This is a genomic window from Deinococcus aquatilis DSM 23025, from assembly GCF_000378445.1.
Classification (GTDB): Bacteria; Deinococcota; Deinococci; order Deinococcales; family Deinococcaceae; genus Deinococcus; species Deinococcus aquatilis.
Window position 1 is genome coordinate 2,501 of record NZ_KB899720.1, and the last position, 16,808, is coordinate 19,308.

General features: G+C 63.6%; 21 protein-coding genes, 1 tRNA gene, 1 other RNA gene and 1 riboswitch (1 of these 24 cut by a window edge). Of the genes, 16 read left to right on the forward strand and 7 right to left on the reverse strand.

The genetic code is table 11. From position 1 onward, the window contains the following. Positions 1 to 80, forward strand: partial view of a hypothetical protein gene (locus F561_RS0114420; protein ID WP_019010668.1) — the final stretch only. 244 nt of this gene lie to the left of the window's left edge; the window shows 80 of its 324 coding nt (coding positions 245–324); the start codon falls outside the window, past its left edge; it ends in the stop codon at positions 78 to 80. Between the two features lie 150 nt (positions 81 to 230). After that, entirely contained in the window at positions 231 to 998 is a 768-nt protein-coding gene (locus F561_RS0114425) for an AIM24 family protein (protein WP_026298924.1), read from the forward strand. Positions 999 to 1,231: 233 nt separating this feature from the next. On the opposite strand, the gene F561_RS0114430 is transcribed toward F561_RS0114425, so the two are convergent. The 3 genes from F561_RS0114430 to F561_RS0114435 form a co-directional block, all read right to left on the reverse strand. Beyond that, on the reverse strand, positions 1,232 to 1,720 hold the full coding sequence (locus F561_RS0114430; RefSeq protein WP_019010670.1) for an arsinothricin resistance N-acetyltransferase ArsN1 family A: 489 nt from the start codon (positions 1,718 to 1,720) through the stop codon (positions 1,232 to 1,234). Between the two features lie 113 nt (positions 1,721 to 1,833). Then, positions 1,834 to 1,932: signal recognition particle sRNA small type (ffs, locus tag F561_RS27900), an RNA gene on the reverse strand. A 118-nt stretch (positions 1,933 to 2,050) separates the two neighbouring features. Then, positions 2,051 to 2,135 (reverse strand) — tRNA-Leu (locus tag F561_RS0114435). A gap of 222 nt (positions 2,136 to 2,357) precedes the next feature. Here F561_RS0114435 and rpsO point away from each other — a divergent pair. Next, a complete protein-coding gene (gene rpsO / locus F561_RS0114440) occupies positions 2,358 to 2,633 on the forward strand; it encodes a 30S ribosomal protein S15 (protein ID WP_019010671.1) in 276 nt (91 codons plus the stop codon). Between the two features lie 130 nt (positions 2,634 to 2,763). Here rpsO and F561_RS0114445 read toward each other — a convergent pair whose 3' ends face one another. Further along, positions 2,764 to 3,225 (reverse strand): gamma-glutamylcyclotransferase family protein, encoded by a 462-nt coding sequence (locus F561_RS0114445; RefSeq protein ID WP_019010672.1) that lies wholly within the window; start codon positions 3,223 to 3,225, stop codon positions 2,764 to 2,766. A gap of 147 nt (positions 3,226 to 3,372) precedes the next feature. Between F561_RS0114445 and F561_RS0114450 the strand changes: the two genes are divergently transcribed. Next, the gene (locus tag F561_RS0114450; RefSeq protein ID WP_026298925.1) at positions 3,373 to 4,593 is read left to right on the forward strand and encodes a S1C family serine protease; all 1,221 of its coding nucleotides are present in this window, start codon (positions 3,373 to 3,375) and stop codon (positions 4,591 to 4,593) included. Positions 4,594 to 4,749: 156 nt separating this feature from the next. Continuing rightward, positions 4,750 to 5,295, forward strand: a complete 546-nt coding sequence (locus F561_RS0114455) for a hypothetical protein (RefSeq protein WP_026298926.1) — start codon at positions 4,750 to 4,752, stop codon at positions 5,293 to 5,295. A 143-nt stretch (positions 5,296 to 5,438) separates the two neighbouring features. Here the strand turns inward: F561_RS0114455 and F561_RS0114460 are convergent, their stop codons facing one another. Beyond that, positions 5,439 to 6,179 (reverse strand): GNAT family N-acetyltransferase, encoded by a 741-nt coding sequence (locus F561_RS0114460; RefSeq protein ID WP_019010675.1) that lies wholly within the window; start codon positions 6,177 to 6,179, stop codon positions 5,439 to 5,441. Positions 6,180 to 6,241: 62 nt separating this feature from the next. Here F561_RS0114460 and F561_RS0114465 point away from each other — a divergent pair, with 62 nt between their 5' ends. The 3 genes from F561_RS0114465 to F561_RS27905 are packed head-to-tail and all read left to right on the forward strand — an operon-like array spanning position 6,242 to position 7,748. Then, the gene (locus F561_RS0114465; protein WP_019010676.1) at positions 6,242 to 6,784 is read left to right on the forward strand and encodes a DinB family protein; all 543 of its coding nucleotides are present in this window, start codon (positions 6,242 to 6,244) and stop codon (positions 6,782 to 6,784) included. Next, entirely contained in the window at positions 6,781 to 7,065 is a 285-nt protein-coding gene (locus F561_RS28905) for a hypothetical protein (protein WP_157451886.1), read from the forward strand. Before F561_RS0114465 ends, F561_RS28905 begins: the two co-directional genes overlap by 4 nt. After that, positions 7,062 to 7,748 carry an HD domain-containing protein gene (locus F561_RS27905; RefSeq protein ID WP_157451887.1) on the forward strand — a complete coding sequence of 229 codons (687 nt, stop codon included), beginning with the start codon at positions 7,062 to 7,064 and terminating at the stop codon, positions 7,746 to 7,748. The genes F561_RS28905 and F561_RS27905 overlap by 4 nt, the downstream gene beginning before the upstream one ends. Here the strand turns inward: F561_RS27905 and F561_RS0114480 are convergent, their stop codons facing one another. After that, positions 7,749 to 8,366, reverse strand: a complete 618-nt coding sequence (locus F561_RS0114480) for a histidine phosphatase family protein (RefSeq protein WP_019010679.1) — start codon at positions 8,364 to 8,366, stop codon at positions 7,749 to 7,751. After that, entirely contained in the window at positions 8,363 to 8,815 is a 453-nt protein-coding gene (locus F561_RS0114485; RefSeq protein WP_019010680.1) for an acyl-CoA thioesterase, read from the reverse strand. The genes F561_RS0114480 and F561_RS0114485 overlap by 4 nt, the downstream gene beginning before the upstream one ends. Positions 8,816 to 9,070: 255 nt before the next feature. Here F561_RS0114485 and F561_RS0114490 point away from each other — a divergent pair, with 255 nt between their 5' ends. From F561_RS0114490 to F561_RS0114525, 8 genes are all read left to right on the forward strand, one after another. Further along, positions 9,071 to 10,246 (forward strand): ABC transporter substrate-binding protein, encoded by a 1,176-nt coding sequence (locus F561_RS0114490; protein WP_019010681.1) that lies wholly within the window; start codon positions 9,071 to 9,073, stop codon positions 10,244 to 10,246. Positions 10,247 to 10,381: 135 nt separating this feature from the next. Then, positions 10,382 to 11,242, forward strand: a complete 861-nt coding sequence (locus F561_RS0114495; RefSeq protein ID WP_019010682.1) for a branched-chain amino acid ABC transporter permease — start codon at positions 10,382 to 10,384, stop codon at positions 11,240 to 11,242. Next, entirely contained in the window at positions 11,242 to 12,270 is a 1,029-nt protein-coding gene (locus tag F561_RS0114500; protein WP_019010683.1) for a branched-chain amino acid ABC transporter permease, read from the forward strand. Before F561_RS0114495 ends, F561_RS0114500 begins: the two co-directional genes overlap by 1 nt. A gap of 19 nt (positions 12,271 to 12,289) precedes the next feature. Continuing rightward, entirely contained in the window at positions 12,290 to 13,111 is an 822-nt protein-coding gene (locus F561_RS0114505) for an ABC transporter ATP-binding protein (RefSeq protein ID WP_019010684.1), read from the forward strand. Then, positions 13,104 to 13,811, forward strand: a complete 708-nt coding sequence (locus tag F561_RS0114510; RefSeq protein WP_019010685.1) for an ABC transporter ATP-binding protein — start codon at positions 13,104 to 13,106, stop codon at positions 13,809 to 13,811. Before F561_RS0114505 ends, F561_RS0114510 begins: the two co-directional genes overlap by 8 nt. Positions 13,812 to 14,007: 196 nt before the next feature. Continuing rightward, a riboswitch (guanidine-III (ykkC-III) riboswitch) is annotated at positions 14,008 to 14,079 on the forward strand. A 19-nt stretch (positions 14,080 to 14,098) separates the two neighbouring features. Beyond that, positions 14,099 to 14,419 (forward strand): quaternary ammonium compound efflux SMR transporter SugE, encoded by a 321-nt coding sequence (sugE, locus tag F561_RS0114515; RefSeq protein ID WP_019010686.1) that lies wholly within the window; start codon positions 14,099 to 14,101, stop codon positions 14,417 to 14,419. A 479-nt stretch (positions 14,420 to 14,898) separates the two neighbouring features. Then, a complete protein-coding gene (gene accD / locus F561_RS0114520; RefSeq protein WP_019010687.1) occupies positions 14,899 to 15,810 on the forward strand; it encodes an acetyl-CoA carboxylase, carboxyltransferase subunit beta in 912 nt (303 codons plus the stop codon). Further along, positions 15,810 to 16,781, forward strand: coding sequence for an acetyl-CoA carboxylase carboxyltransferase subunit alpha (locus F561_RS0114525; RefSeq protein ID WP_019010688.1), 972 nt, complete (start codon positions 15,810 to 15,812; stop codon positions 16,779 to 16,781). The genes accD and F561_RS0114525 overlap by 1 nt, the downstream gene beginning before the upstream one ends. The last annotated feature ends 27 nt before the right edge of the window (positions 16,782 to 16,808 follow it).

Genomic DNA, 16,808 nt, shown 5'->3' on the forward strand with positions numbered 1-16,808 from the left:
CCGAAATGCGCGAGGCTATTGGCGAGCAGATGGGATTGGTGCTTGAAGGCATTGAACCCGACGACTACCTGAGCGAGTAAGGCGGAGGTGGACCATCTGGCCCCATTGATCACCAGAGCCGCCAGACGCCCAGTGAGCGTGGTCAGTTCATCTTTGTTGCCACCTGCTCTGTCTGAGGCCTGGACGGCGTTCTGTCGAGGGCCGGAAAAATTGTGCCATGCTAAAGCTCCATGTCACATATGCAATTGGTGCAGGAGCATGTCGGTTCAGGCCTGACGATCAGGGTACATGCCCTGACGCACGTCACACGTTTTTCGCGCACAGCAGACGGCGAACTCGGTGAAACGCGGGAGATGGATGGACGCTTTACTGTCGAGGCCGAGTTGAACGGCTCGGGTGTGCTGCTGGAACCCGGAGCTTTTCAGTATTCGGTGGGACAGATCGAAGCCAACGTGCAGCAGCAGCAGCAGGGCGGCTTCCTGCGCCGCGCCATCGCCACTGCTGGCACGGGCGAGAGCGCCTTTGCCACGCGCTTTACCGGACAGGGCAAGGTCTGGACAGAACCCAGCCGCAAGCACTTCATCATTGCCGAAATGTCGGGCGACCCCAGCGACGCCATGCTGCTGGACGACCGCGCCTTTTATCTGGCCCAGGACACCATGCAGCTCGGCACGCACACGCATTCCAGCATCTCCGGCATCCTGTCGGGCAACGGACTGCGCCAGCCCAAGCTGTCGGGCCGTGGCGTGTTTGCCGTAGAAAGCCCCGTGCCAGTCAGTGAAATAGAGGTCATAGAACTTGAAGGCCGCCAGACCCTGACCGTGGACGGCGATCTGGCCCTGATGTACAGCGCGTCTCTGAACGTGGAACTCCGCCCGCTGGTGCGCGGCCTCCGAAATGCCATGCGGACCGGAGAGGGCTTCGTCTATGTCTTTTCGGGCAGAGGCACGGTCTACCTGACGCCCACCCACCGGATGATCTCGGGCGCTTCTCTGTAAACGTTCCTCAGCAGAGTTTGGCCGACCCTTGATCTGGGCTTCTGACGGCCTTGAATCCCCTGTCACACTGAGTAAAGTCTTACAAAGTCTTTGCAGCTACGGCAGCAGCATAACGGCGGTGCGCCCTGTTCCATATGACGCCCTCAGCCTCTGGCGGAACCGCGCACCCTAACTCCACCTTTTCCAGCCTCCTCCCGATGGGCGAGGCTGTTTTTTTGTTGTCTCCAACTGAGCTATAGCAGCGCTTCTACCGTCACCACGTCGCGCCACACGCCGTCCAGTTGTGCGTGACGCTGGTGAACACCCACCTCGCGGAAGCCGCAGCGGGCATGCAGGCGGCGGCTGGCAATATTTTCGGTCAGGATGCGGCTGGTCAGCTTGTGCAGGCCTGAAAGCCTGGCGGCCACCATCAGGGCCGTGAGCACTGCCTCGCCGTGTCCCTGGCCGCGTGCCGCCCGCGCCACATACACCCCGTGATCGCCAATGCCCGCGTAAACCTCACGGGCGCTGTAGGGGGCACTCCAGGCGAACGCCAGCACTTCTCCCGCCTCCTCTATCACCAGAGTTGGATGCTGGGCCGTCTGCGGGCTGCTGAGGCGTTCGCGGATGTCATCTGGAGTTCGTAGACGCGTTTCAAAGGTAGCGATCCGGTCTTCTATGCCCTCATTGTAGATCTGAGCAATGGCGTGGGCATCTGCGGAGGTAGCGGGTCGGGCAGGCATACGTCAGTGTGAACCGTACCGCACCCTCTTGACCACAGAAAACGTCTTGACCACAAAAAACAGGGAAAACCAGCCCGAAGCGGATTTTCCCTGTATAAGATGTCGGTAAAAAAGCATTGCCGGTGAGCAACGGCACCCGCGAATCATCCCTTATGGCTGCTGCCTTCCGGCCCTGACCAGGTTCAGGCGTTCACGCTGCGCTGCGCCAGCAATGCGTTTGGGAGTGTAGCACAGGCCATTGCAGATGCAAGGGGACTTGCTGGAACCCGCAGAAGCCAGCCGCCGCAAAAGAACGCCGCCGGAACCCCCTGAAGGATTCCGGCAGTGCGTTGGTGCTGGAGATGGGACTTGAACCCACACGCCTCGCGGCGCTAGCACCTCAAGCTAGTGCGTCTACCAATTCCGCCACCCCAGCAGGTGATGAAGCGGTAGCAATGATAGGGGGGCACAGTGTGTATGTCAAGCACGGTGTGTAGGTCAGGTTGTGCTGTGTTTGCCGAAAACGGGGGCCTGTGCAGTCTGCCCGCGCCTGTGCTACCCTGACGTTTGCCGCCGCGAGCGGTGGGGCCGCAGAGAACCCATCTCTGTCTTTACCCCGACTGCTGCGTGCGGGACTCCACAACACGAGAGGTTCACTATGATCGACAAGAAACAGACCATTCAGGACAACGCCAAGAGCGACAAGGACACCGGCAGCACCACCGTGCAGATTGCCCTCCTGAGCGCCCGCATCAGCAACCTGAGCGCCCACCTGACCGCCAACAAGAAAGACAAGCACGGTCAGCGCGGCCTCCAGCTCATGAACGGCCAGCGCCGCCGCCTGCTGAAGTACCTCGAGCGTACCAACTACGACGAGTACATCACCCTGACCGACAAGCTCGGCATTCGCCGGGGCCAGCGCATCGTTCGCTGATCTCCAACAAAAAAGCGCCGCCTCGTTTGTAGGCGGCGCTTTTTTATGTATCAGGCCCGAATTTCGACTGTCTCAAAGATTCTCTGCGCGGCCACCACGTTCTTTTCACGCCTCATCCTCCACAGCCTGTTCACCTGTCGCTGGGGCGGGGCCGCATCCGGTCTGGAGCTTCTCGCCAGTCGCCGCTGGGAACGGGGTCTGCTCCGGGCTGGCTCAGGCGGTCGGCGCGGGCATACAGGTAGACCCACGCGGGCAGAGTCGCGCCGCCTTCCAGCAGCAATTGCACACGTTCGCGGGTGTAGAGGGGCGGCGTTTCTTCGGTGCCTTCGAGGTCGTCTAAAAAAGGTAGAGCCGCCTGCCAGTCGGCGGGTGCGTAGGTCAGGGCGTGGCCCAGCACCCGGTCTGAACTGTGGCCCTGCACCACTGCCGGGTACGCTTCCGGCGTCAGGTGCAGCAGGCGGTGGCCGTGCAACTGCGCAGGCTGAGCGGTAAAAGTGCCTCCCCGCGCTGCCACCCCTGCATTGCGTTCGCCGGGCATCAGGGTGCCGTAGACAAAAACGGTGGTCAGGAGGTCGGGCACGGAAGCAGTCATAGGCACATGCTAGCGGGGGAGACAGAGAGGGGGCTTTGTCCGTCTATGTCTCACTCATTTTAATCATGAAGAACAACGTTTGTTCTGTGCGGTCAGGAACGAAACCAACCCCACACACCCCACCCCGCTTGCCCGCCAGACTGAAGCATGAAGCTAAAGAACGCATCCGTCCGCCCTCTAGCTTTGGCCCTCTCTGCCGCGCTGGTCGGCGGTTCGATGTTGTTCTCCACCACCCTGGCCCTTCAGGCCGCCCCCAGCACGCCCAGGCCGAATGCCGCGCCTCCTGCCAGTGCAACCCCCAGTTCACCGGGAAGCAGCGCTGTAGATCGCCGCGCCACTGCTGCCAGGCCCACGCCCCTGAGCACCGCCGAAAAAACGGCGCTGAATGCCCTCTTTACCAAAACCCGGCCCGCCACTCTGCGGATAGAGCAGTGCGCCCCCACCAACTGTGCCGACCCTGACGGCATCGGTACGGCCTTTCTGATCAGCGCCGATGGATTGGCTCTGACGGCCTACCACGTGGTCTTTCAGGCCAAGAATCTGAGTGCCCAGACGCTGGACAAAAAGCGCTATGCCGTAGAAGTGATCGGCTATGACGATCAGGCGGATCTGGCCCTCTTGCGCGTCAAAGTGCCCAAGGGAACGCCCTTCTTGCCTCTGGCGACTGCACGTCCGGCAGTAGGCGACGCAGCTCTGGCGATTGGCAACGGCGGCGGCGATTTCCTGACATCCAAAACAGGCCGCCTGACCGCGCTGGACGCCGAAGCGGGCCGCGCCGACTTTCCGGCAGGTACGCTGGAACTGAACGCGCCGCTCATTCCTGGCGACAGCGGCGGCCCGATCCTGAACCCTAAAGGTGAAGTCACGGGCGTGGTCAGCTACATCAGCGTGCAGGGGCAGGGCAACAGCCGCCGGATTCAGTCTTATGCCGTGCCCGTGACCACCAACGATTCCAATCTGGCGGCCCTGAAACGCGGTGAAAAACGGGACGCCCCTATCATCGGGATCGGCATCGGCGGCAATCTGGCGGCCCTGACCGACCTCAGCGAGCGCGAATTTGCCGAGGCCAACCGCGTGCTGGAACTGGATCTGGGCAACACCCCCGGCGCATTCTTTACCAGCGTCTCGGCGGGCAGTCCGGCGGCCAAGGCGGGGCTGCAACCCCTCCAGTACAACGAAGAAGGCAACCGTATTCGCGGCGACATCGTGACCGCCGTGAACGGCAAGCGCATCGTCAACTTCCTGGAGTTTCAGTTTGCCGTGCGTTCTTACGCCCCCGGCGACACCGTGACCCTCAGCGTATTGCGAGGCGGCAAGACCATCGAGGTCAAATTGACCCTGATTCCCCGCGCTACCGTGTCCAACTGATTGGAAGTGGCGGGCTGTAGGCATTGAAAAAGCGCTGCTGGGCGGGTGTGCACACCAATCCAGCAGCGCTTTTGATTCCCTGAATTCTGCTGATTGCAGAAATATTAATCTATAATTAAGCTTGACAATTCTGTGCAGAACAGAATACTGTGACGCATGGACTCCGCACTTAAGAAAGCAGGCGCGATGCTGGCCCACCTCGACCTCTTTCACCACATGCTGCACCTGCGCGGGCTGCTGCAACTGGCTGCACATATGGAAGAGCGGGGCGACCGCGTCACCCTGATCAGCCCAGACACCATCACCCTGATCGGCACCGAGCAGAGCGCCGCGCCCACCGTGACCACCACCAAGGGGGCCACCATCGCTTCGGGCAATGCCTACGCCGTGCTGCGAACCCTCAAGGGCCACGACGCCCCCGAATACGCTGTGACCCGCGAGGAACTGGGCGCACTGAACGCCCGCGCTGTGGCCGATATAGAGGCCGGAGACGCTCTGCGTGCCTTTGCCGACACCCTGACCCGCATTACGGCTCCCGCGCCCGCCGCTGCTGCGCCTGCTGCCACCGATGCCGAGCGCTCTGGTGCCGCTACCCCTAACGCTGCCACCCCAAACCCCGCCACCCCGAACTCCGAACGGGCTGCCCGCCCGCGCCGGACCGCCGAAGCCGAAGCAGGCAGCGCCGACCAACCCGCCGCCTGAGCCTGTTCTGTACCTTGTTCTGTCCTGAGCCGTCCCGTGTGGGGCGGCTTTTTTGGCTATAAGTTCTGTACCACAGCATAGCCCTGGATTTACGGCCACCACGCTTTCCCCACTCCCCACGGACCACTGACACAAGGCCGTACTTAATTTCTCCCGCGTGCCTGCCAATAAGACGATGTTTCAGTGGCGGGCAGCAGGCGGAGGTGGTCGGCGTCGGCCCGCTCTGCATGGGCGCGGTCTGCCAGAGCCTGCGCTTCCTGTGCGGCGCGTTTCTGGCCCAGCCAGCCGTTCCAGTAGGTTTGCAGCGTTTGCGTGACCAGGGTCAGTGACACGGTATCCGATCCGTCCAGCGGCTGATACAGCAGATCCAGATCGGTGAGCGGGCCACCGTTGGGGCCACCTACAGGCTGCCAATACGGAATGTCCACGGTGCGGAGTCCCCAGGCATGCAGGGCGGCGCGGCGGGCGGTGGCGCTGCTGCCTGCTTCGGCTTCGGCTTTCCGGTCTGCCTCATCCTGCCGCCCCCCGAACACGCTGTCGGCAAAGATTCCTGCCAGCCCCGCCGCCCGCACCTCTTCCAGTTTGGCGGCGTGCAGCGCCCAGCCCACGCCCCGGCCCTGGGCCTGCCGCGCCACACCCGTAAACGACGTGAATCCGGCTCCTTCCATCAGATGAAAGACTGTGCCGCCCAACACCTGCCCGCCAGAGTCTTCGGCCACCAGCACGCGGTTGCGCGGCCCCGAGACGAGGCGCGGGAACATCTGCGGCGGCATCAGCGAGTCGGGATCGTAGTAACTCTCGTCCTGCACGCGCCCAAAGGCAGGCAGGGCCGGATCGGTGGGGTCGGTCACGCGGCGCACGGTCACGGGTAGGGGAGACGGCATAGGGGCAGGATAGACCTAGCGCCTGTGCCCAGCTTCCAGATCAGGACTGCGATACTGCGTCCATGACGGCTTCTTCAGTTCCTGACCCGTTGGCCTTTCCCATTGGCCCCATTCCCGATCTGCTGGGCCGCGATCAGGCCACCTTGGAGGCAGTGGCGGCGCGAATGCTGGCTACCGCGCAGGCATGGCGCACCCTGCTGAATGGCCTCACCGACACTGAACTGAAACGCACCTACCGCCCCGGCAGTTGGACGGTGCAGCAGTTGGCCCACCACACCGCCGACGCGCACCTGCACGGCCTAATGCGCCTGAGCTACGGCCTGGCCGAGCAGCCCTACACCATTCAACCCATGAATCAGGAGGCGTGGCTGGCCCTGCCCACCAACGCCGCGCCCGTGCAGCACGCCCTCACCTTTCTGGACGCCCTGAATTTGCGCTGGGACGCCCTGCTGCGCGGCACGGATCCGCGTGCTTTCGATGGGCAGATTTTGCACCCGGAAGAAGGCCCGCAAGACCTGTGGCGCTTGATCTCCAAGCATGACTGGCACCTGCGTCACCACCTCGCCCACGCACGACTTGCGCTGGGGCTGCCGGGAGAGCCATGAAGAGAACGCCGTGGATGGGCGTGGCCCTGATGGTGGTGGCAGGGCTGGTGTTGTCGGTGCTGCTGTCGGCGACCCGAGATATGCCGCTGGTGTACGCGGGCCTGAACACCGTGATTTACGGCGCTCTGGGCGTGTGGGCCTACACCCAGTGGCGGCGGGTGCGCCACGCCCGCACGGGTCAGATGGGTCAGGCCCGCTGGCTGTATCTGGGCCTGATGGGATTCAGCGCCCTGGTGATTCTGGTGCGTCTGATGGAAGCTTTTTCGGGAGCCGCCGCTTGAGCGCAGTTCTTTCTGAGTCGGGGGCGTTGTTGGGGCCGCTGCTGGCGCAAGACCCGCGCTTGCCCGCCGTCTGGGACTGGGTGCAGGCCACCATGAGTGTGGACGCCGCCCACGACGGAGCGCATCTGGCACGGGTCGCCCGTTGGACCCTAGCCTGTGCTCCTGCTCTGGCCCCCGGTCTCGCCATCGCCGCCGCCCTCACGCACGACATCATCAATCTGCCCAAAAACCACCCGCAGCGGGCGCAGGCCAGCACGCTGGCGGCAGAGGCGGTGCGGGCCAAGCTGCCCAGTCTCGGCTTTGACTCAGCAGAAGCCGGGGCCATCGCCGCCGCCGTGCGCGACCATTCCTACTCTCGGGGGGCCACGCCGGAAACGCTGCTGGGAGCCGCCCTGCAAGACGCAGACCGATTGGACGCGCTGGGCGCACTGGGTATCTTGCGGGCAGCGGCGGCAGGCGGCAGCATGGGCCGCGCCCTCCTGCACGCCACCGACCCCTTCTGCACGGCCCGCACCCCCGACGATACGGCCTACACCATCGACCACTTTTTTACCAAGCTGCTGCGGCTGGAAACCACTTTTCAGACCCCTGTGGGCCAGCAGGAGGCGGCGCGGCGCACGGCGGTCATGCGGGCATTTCTGGCGAATCTGGGAGAAGAGGTGGGGGTGGAGTTTGCTGGGTAGCTACTCCTCCAAATGTGCCGCGTCGTTGTAGCCCACCAGTGTCCAGCGGCCCTCCTTGCGGCTGAGGCGGGTCAGGCCGGTGTGCGCCAGCTGGTACGGAAAAGGCAGCACGTAGCCGGGTTGGGGCAGGGCAGGCCACCCGAACAGGCCAGACAGCAGCGCCCGAATAGCCGCTCCGTGTGAAAAGGCGATGACGCGCCCGCCCTCCAACCCGTCTGCCCAGTCCTGCATCCGGTCTGCCACGGCCCGCAGGCTTTCGCCGTTGCCGGGGGCGGGCAATGTCCACGGGTCGCGCTGCCAGTCGGCGTAATCGGGGTCGTGGGTCACGGCGTCGGTGGTCACGCCCTCGTATTGCCCGAAGTGCATTTCACGCAGGCGGACATCAAGGCGCAGTTCGCGTCCGGGCAAGCTCAGTTCGGCGGTACGGGCGGCGCGGCTCAGGTCGCTGCTGTACACAGCATCAAAGCTCTGGTTGCTCAGGCGGGGGGCGAGGCGGGCAGCCTGCGACTCTCCCAGCGTGCCCAATGGCGTATCCGTCCAGCCCTGCCAGCGGCCTATGCCGTTCCAGTCGGTGGCTCCGTGCCGCACCAACGTCAGATGCAGAGCCTCACCTGTCATGGCCGCTCCTCGAAGTCGGGGTTGTGCTGGGCGAGGTCTGCGCCGTCGTGTAGCGCGGGCACGGGGCGCGGTTTGCCCTGTTCGTCCAGCGCCACAAACACGAAATGCCCAGTGGTCGCCAACTGCACCTCACCGCTGGCCATTGTTTCGCGGTACACGTCCACCCGGATGGTCATGGAGGTGCGGCCCACGCGCACCACGCGGGCGTCCAGCGCCACCGCGTCGCCTACCCGGATCGGGACATGAAAATCCACGCCGTCCATGCGGGCGGTGACCACCGAGCCTCTGGCATGGCGCACGGCGGCCACACTTGCGGCCTTGTCCATCAGAGACAACACGAAACCGCCGAAGGCCGTGCCGTGATAGTTGCTGTCTTTGGGAAAGACCAGTTCCAGCATGCGGGCGCGGCTGCGCGGGGCGGGGGCAATCGGTGCGGGCTGATCGTTCATCGGTGTCCAGTATCGCGCCTACTGGGCCAAAACAACTCACTCAGATTCAAGATGAGTAAAACATGAGATTTGGAGGGTCAGTTCAAAGATCGGGGGCAAAGGGGCGGAATGAAACGGAATGAATTGACACCCTTATTTCTGCATGCCAGCATGAACATTACACACAACGTTTAACAGAAAGTCTGGAGCAGTCAGCACCACGGCGGTAGGTTTTCTCTGCCTCATGTCTGTCTGCGCCCGGCAGGAGGATTACCTATGAAGCAAATTTCAGGCAACAGCAGTCGTCAGCAGCGCATCAGCCTCAAACTCGCTTCCCTTGCCGTGGCGCTACTCGGTGCATCGGCATTGGCCGACAAAGTGGTGAATATCGGCTACAGCGGGCCTCTGTCGGGCGGCGCGGCTTTTTACGGCAAAGACGTGCAGTCGGGCCTCGATATGGCGATCAATGAAATGAATAAGGCGGGCGGCGTCACCGTGAAGGGAGAGAAAGTCACCTTCAAGTTGGTGGCCCTCGATGACCGCTACCTCCCCAACGAAACGGCCACCAACGTCAAGCGCCTGACCTCTCAGGGCATCGACATCATCTTTGTGCCGCACGCCGGGGGCATTCTGACGGTGCAGCCCCTGACCAACCGCGACCCCGAATTCCTGCTGGTGGCCTATTCCAGCGAACCCAAGATTCTGGAATCCAAGAACCCCCTGACCTTCATGTTGCCTCCCCGCTACGACAACTACCTGCAACCCTTCGTGTCTACCCAGATGAAGGCGTTCGGCAAGAAGCTGGGCATGGTGGGCACGACCAGCGCCTACGGCAAGCAGTGGGCCGAGGCCATCACGGGCGAGTGGACGAAACAGGGCGGCACGGTGGGCACCAACAACGGCGTCGATTACGCGACCACCGTGGACTATTCCTCTGCCGTAACCAAGGCGCTGGCCGAAAAACCCGACGTGCTGTTTATCGGCGGCCCCAGCCAGCCCACCGCGTTGGTGGTCAAGGCGGCCCGCGAGCAGGGCTTCAAGGGCGGCTTCATCGTGATGGATCAGGCCAAGTTCGAGCAGATGGATACCATCGTGCCGCGCGCTTACCTCGACGGGTCGGTTGGCGTGCTGCCCACCAAGGAATTTGCGGGCACACAGGTCTTCGTGGCGCAGTACCAGCGGGCCTACAAAAAGATTCCCACCAGTGAAGCCGCTCTGAACTACATGGGCATGAACGTGGTGGCCAAGGCGATGGAACTTGCCGGAACCACCGACGACGCGCAGGCCATCCGCGCCCAGCTGAACGCTGCGGCCAAGGCGCTGCCCCAGAGCAAGACGGTGTATAAGATGCTGGGTGTGTCGGCAGGCGGCCACGCCGACGCCGAATTCATCATCGCCAGCGTGAAAGGCGGCAAATACACCAAGCTGCGCGTCAACACGGTCTTCAAATAAGGCCCGGGCGCGGAGCAGCACGCGGGTCGTTGCCTCTGCCCCGGCCCGCCTGACCCGGCCTCCATTGCCCGCGCCCTGCATCCGTGTTGGGGCGCGGTTTCGTTTGCCCTTCTTTTCCCCTCAGGAGACCTGCCCTTGTCTACTTTTTTGCAACAACTGTTTAATGCCCTGGCGCTGGGCGGTGTCTACGCACTCGTGGCCCTCGGCCTCACCCTGGTCTACGGCGTGATGCGCGTGCCCAATTTTGCCCACGGCGGCCTGTACATGCTGGGCGCGTACCTCAGTTACGCGGTGCTGACCGGGCTGGGCTGGGGCTACGTGCCCGCGCTGATCATTTCGGCCATCGGCGTGGCGTTGCTGGCGGCCTTCATGGAACGCGTCATTTTTTACCCGATGAGAAACGCGCCGCATGTGCATCCCATGATCGCCGCCATCGGCGTGCTGTTTTTTCTGGAAGCCGCCGTGCAACTCGTCTGGGGGCCGGATTTCAAGCAGATCACCGAGCCAGTGCCCGGAATCGTGAACGTGGGCGGCGTCATCATCACCTGGCAGCGCCTGCTGGTCATCGGGGCGTCGGTGGTGGTCATGCTGGGCCTGAATTACTTCCTCAAGCGCACCATGACCGGGGCCACCATCGAGGCCATGAGCCAGAACCGCGAGGGTGCGCGGCTGGTGGGCGTGAATACCAACCGCGTCGGCATGATGACCTTCGCCATTTCGGGGGCGCTGGCAGCGGCGGCGGCCACCCTGATCGCGCCCATTATTTCGGTGTCTCCCAGCATGGGCGAGGTCATGAACCTCAAGGTTTTCGCCATCATCATTCTGGGCGGCATGGGCAGCGTTCCGGGGGCCATCGTGGGCGCATTTCTGCTGGCGCTGGCCGAAGTCTTCGGCGGCTATTACATCAGCCTCGATTTCTCGGATGTGATCGGATTTGCCATGCTGGTTCTCGTGCTGGCCCTCAAGCCGCAGGGCCTGTTTAAGAGGGGAACGTGATGCTGGGCAACGCAGGAACCAAAAGCGCAGGCGCGGGCCGCTTCAAGCTGGGAACGTGGGGCTGGGTGGCCGTGTTCGTGCTGGCCGCGCTGGTGCCGCTGTTCGGGCCTTCGGGCTACCTGCTGGATATCGGCGTGAACATCATGATCTACGCGATGCTGGCCTACGGCATGAACGTGTTGCTGGGCTACACCGGGCAGTTGCCGCTGGCCCATGCAGGCTTTTTTGGCATCGGGGCCTACACGGTGGGTATCCTGACCCTCAAGGCGGGCTGGAGTTTCTGGCTGGCGTGGCCTGCGGCGGTGGCGCTGTGCGCGGTGCTGGGGCTGCTGCTTGGTCTGGTGGCCTTCCGCACCAAGGGCGACGCGTTTTCTATCTTTACGCTCGGCGTCGGCGTGATCATCATGCTGGTCATCAACAAATGGGATGCACTCACAGGCGGCAACGAGGGCCTGAACGGCATCAATCCGCCCGCAGGTCTGGAAGTCCTGTCTAAAGGCGTGGGCCTCAAGCTGTCGGCGGGCTTTTATTATCTGGCCCTGATTGCCCTGATTCTGACCGTGCTGGCCGTGGCGCGGGCGCGGGGCAGCGTGTTCGGGCGCTCGCTGATCGCCATTCGCGGCGGCGAGGATTTAGCACGGAGTGCGGGCATCGACGTATTTACGCACAAGCTGCGGGCCATGATGCTCTCCACGGCCATCGCAGGCTTTGCGGGCGGCGTGTATGCCGTGTACGTGGGCTTTCTGGGGTCGGCGTCGGCTGGCCCGGCCATGACCTTTACGGTGCTGCTGTACCTGCTGGCGGGTGGGCTGGGCACGCTGGCTGGCCCCCTGATCGGCCCGGCGCTGCTGTACACCCTCACCCAGAGCCTCAAGGGGCTGCAAGATTACCAATACATCGTGTTCGGGCCGCTGCTGGTGCTGCTGATCATGTTTGCGCCGCAGGGACTGGCCGGACTGTGGATGAAGGCCCAGGCGCGGCGAGAGCTGGCCGCCGTGACGGGCAAAAAGGGAGCCGAGCGTGCCTGAGGTTGTCCAATCTGAAGTTTTGCATTCTGGCTCCGAGCTGCTGCGGGTCGAGGGGCTGGGCATCCGCTTCGGCGGCCTGCACGCTGTCAAGGACGTGACCGCCAGTATTCCGGCAGGCCAGATCACGGCCATCATCGGCCCCAACGGTGCGGGCAAAAGCACCTTCTTCAACCTGATTTCCGGGTTCTACAAGCCCACCTCGGGCCGAATCGTTTTTCAGGGTCAGGACATCACCCGCCTGAAAACGCATGAAGTGGTGGCAAGCGGCATGGCCCGCACCTTTCAGACCACCACCATCTACAAGGAACTGAGCGTGCTGGAAAACGCCATGATCGGTCACCGGGTGCGAACCCGCGCCGGACTGCTGGACGCCCTGCTGCGGACGGGCCGCGAGCGCCGTGACGAGCAGGAAAGCCGCGACGCGGCCATGACCGCCCTGACCCGCGTGGGCCTCGCTGCACACGCCGCCCGCCCCGCCGGAGCCATGACCCAGGAAGGCCAGAAGCGTGTGGGCATCGCGATGGCCCTTGCCAGCAACCCCAAATTGCTGCTGCTGGACGAACCCGCCGCCGGAATGAACCCCGAAGAGACCGTGAGCCTGATGACACTGATCCGCGAACTGGTGGCGGGCGGCCTGACCGTGACCCTTGTGGAACACAAGATGAGCCTCGTGATGAGCCTTGCCGACCATATTCTGGTGCTGCACCACGGCCAGAAGATCAGCGAGGGACTGCCTGCACAGGTCAGCCGTGATCCGGCGGTCATTGAGGCCTATCTGGGGTCGCACGCGCACGGCGGGCAGATGGGCCAGACGGCCACAGGAGCGGCTCCCCATGCTTGAGATTCGTGATCTGAGCGTCAATTACGGCCACTTTACGGCCCTGCATTCCCTGAACCTGACCGTCAGCCCCGGAGAAATCGTGGTGATGCTGGGGGCCAACGGCGCGGGCAAAAGCACCCTGTTTCGCACCCTGTCGGGATTGCAGCGGCCTTCCGGGGGCACGGCCACCTGGAACGGGGTTTCGCTGACGGGTGGCAGGCCAGAATTCAACGTTGCCAACGGGGTCGCGCAGTGCCCGGAAGGTCGCCTGCTGTTTCCCGAACTGAGTGTGGAAAAGAATCTGCGGTTGGGGGCCTTTGTGCACCGCAAAGACCCGGCAGGCACGGCCCGCGAACTGGAACGCGTCTACGAACTGTTTCCGGCTCTGGTCGAAAAGCGCAACGTTCCGGCAGGCAGTCTGTCGGGTGGGCAGCAACAGATGGTCGCCATCGCCCGCGCCCTGATGGCCCGTCCCAAGCTGCTGCTGCTGGATGAACCCAGTCTGGGCCTCGCGCCGCTGGTGGTCGAGCAGGTCTTCGAGGCCGTACAGCGCGTGAATTCAGCGGGCGTGGGCGTCCTGCTGGCCGAACAGAACGCCTACGCCGCCCTTGGCATCGCCCACCGGGGCTACGTGCTGGAGGGAGGCCGCGTGAGTTTGCAGGGCAGCCAGCAACAACTGATGACCGATGACCGGGTGCGGAGTGCGTATTTGGGGGTGTGAGACGGGCATAACCCCCAGTTGGCTTCGTCGCCAGCCCCCTTAAAGGGAGCGCAAGAGCAGTTGTCCTCCCCTTTAAGGGGGGGCATTGCGAAGCAACGGGGGGGTTAGCCCTCAAGCAAAGTGCCCTCAAGCGGAGTGTAAGTGCAGCCTTACACTCCGCTCCCTTTTTGCTTACCGACTGCCGCTACACTGGGTTCAGTCGCCCTCTGGTGGGGCTGAACTCCGGACGAGAGAACCGCCGTACCCGGTCAGGACAAGACGGCGCACCCCTGCGGAGGTGTTGGAAGATGGCATGGATGCTGCTGGTATTGGCTGGACTGTTGGAAGTGGGCTGGGCGATTGGCCTGAAATACACCGAGGGTTTTACGCGCCCGCTGCCCACGGCGCTGACGTTGATCAGCATGGTGGCAAGCATGGGCCTGTTGGGACTGGCGACCAAAACGCTCCCTATTGGTACGGCGTACGGCGTATGGGTGGGTATTGGCGCGGTGGGCGCGGCCATCTTGGGCATCGTGCTGTTTGGAGAATCGGCCAACGCTGCCCGCCTCGGCTTTATGGCGCTGATGGTGGTGGCGATTATTGGCTTGAAGGTGACGAGTGGGCATTGAGGGGGGTTTGTAGCGTTGTTGCGACGTTTTCCCCCACCCCCCAGCCCCCGCCCCCAAAGGGGTCAGGGGAGCGAAGCGCTGCGCTCGGCAGGAGTGATCTTGTCGCGTTCAGACTCGGCTGGATTGTTCATCTGAAGCGGAATTGCCCGTTCATTCTGAGTTGGAATTGGCCCGCGCGTTTCACGCACGACGGCCTCACATGGACTTGGGCGGGAACGATTTGGGGTGGAGGTGTGGTGGTCTTTGTTCCTCCCCTTGAGGGGGGGCATTGCGAAGCAATGGGGGGGTTGCCTTTGCCGCCCCAGACCCGGTTTTCTCGCTCACCTGAAGCAGAATCGCCCGTCGTCTTAACGTTGAAATTGACCCGCCCACGGCACGGTGTGGGGCGGGGTGAGGGCCATACTTCTCCCTTCCGCTTGAACCCGGTGCAATCCCCCTACCAAGTGGCGTCTAGAATGGGGGCAAGGAGTGTTCCCTGAATGGCGTTAGATCGTTTTTTTCGCAGACGCCGCCCGCAGCAGCAAGCGGGCAGCGACATGCCAGACCTGTGGACGCAGTGCCCTGCGTGCAAGGAAAGTGTCTATAACCGCGACCTGGAGGCCAACCTGTGGGTTTGCCCGAAATGCAACCACCACATCCGCCTGGAGGCAGGGCGGCGCGTGGAGGTGCTGCTGGACGAAGGCTCGTTCGTGCAGTTGTCGGGCCGCGTGCATCCCACCGACCCCCTGAACTTTCAGGATACCGAGGCCTACAGTGACCGTCTGGTGCGTGCCCAGAAGAAAACAGGCCGCCCAGACGCCATTCTGACGGGCACAGGCAGCATTCTGGGCCTGCCCGTGACGTTGGCGGTCATGGATTTCGCCTTCAGTGGCGGCAGCATGGGCAGCGTGGTGGGCGAGGAAATCAGCCGCGCCGCCGAACATGCCGCGCAAATCGGCACGCCCTTTGTGTTGGTGGCCGCCAGTGGGGGGGCCAGAATGCAGGAAAGTGCCCTCTCGCTGATGCAGATGGCAAAAACCACGGTGGCCCTCGAAGGTCTGACGGCGCGGGGCCTGCCCTACGTCAGCATTCTGACCGACCCGACCACCGGGGGCGTCACGGCCAGTTTTGCCACCATTGCCGATGTGATCATGGCTGAACCCGGAGCCTTGATCGGCTTCGCGGGGCCGCGAGTGATTCAGCAGACCATTCGCCAGAGCCTGCCCGAAGGCTTCCAGCGGGCCGAATTTCTGCTGGAACACGGCATGATCGACGATGTGGTAGACCGCCGCAACCACCGGAACTTTCTGGCCGGACTGCTGGGCGTCCTGACCCGCCGCGCCCCCGACGCCCTTCCCACCCAACAGTCTCCCGAACAGTCCAGCGAGCAATCCGCCGAGGCCCCTGCGTGATGACCACCCCCCCCACCGACCTCAAAGCCACCCTTCTGAAGCTGGAAGCCCGCGTACACGACCTCGAAGTGACGGCGCGTGAAACCGGGCAGAATCTGGACGCGGCCATTCATCCGTTGCGGGCCGAAGTGGAACGCCTCAGGACGGCCCCGGTCCCTGCCGCCAACGCCCCCATGACGCGCTGGGAGCGGGTACAACTGGCCCGCGCACCGGGTCGGCCCACCGCGCACGACTACACCGAGCGCCTCGTGACTGACTTCACGGAACTGCACGGAGACCGCAACTTTGCCGACGACCACGCCCTGATCGGCGGGCCGGGACGCTGGCAGGGCCGCCCCGTGATGCTTCTGATGCAGCAAAAAGGCCGCGACACCAAAAGCCGCGTGCGCCGCCGCTTTGGCATGAGCAACCCGGAAGGCTACCGCAAGGCCATGCGCCTGATGGATCTGGCCGATAAATTTGGCCTGCCGGTGGTGTGCCTGATCGATACCCCCGGCGCGTACCCCGGCATAGAGGCCGAGGAGCGCGGTCAGGCGTGGGCCATTGCCGAGAGCATTCAGCGGATGGTGCGTCTGCGGGTGCCCGCCGTGTGCGCCGTGATTGGCGAGGGCGGCAGCGGCGGGGCACTGGCAATTGGCGTGGGCAACCGCGTGCTGATTCAGGAAAATGCGTGGTACAGCGTCATCTCGCCCGAATCCTGCGCGGCGATCCTGTGGCGCGATTCGGCACAGGCCCCCAAAGCCGCCGAAGCCCTGAAACTCACGGCCCCCGATCTGCTGGAACTGGGCATTGTGGAAGAAGTGATTCCCGAACCCGTGGGCGGGGCACATCTGGATCTGGACGCCGCCGCCGCTGCACTGGGCGAGGCCGTGGGCCGCCATCTGGACGAACTGGGCAAGCTGAACGAGCAGGAACTGAAAGCGCAACGGGCCGCACGTTTCCGGGCGCTGGGAGCCTTTACGGAAAGCTGAAGCGCCTGACACAGCTGGAGCCGGGAG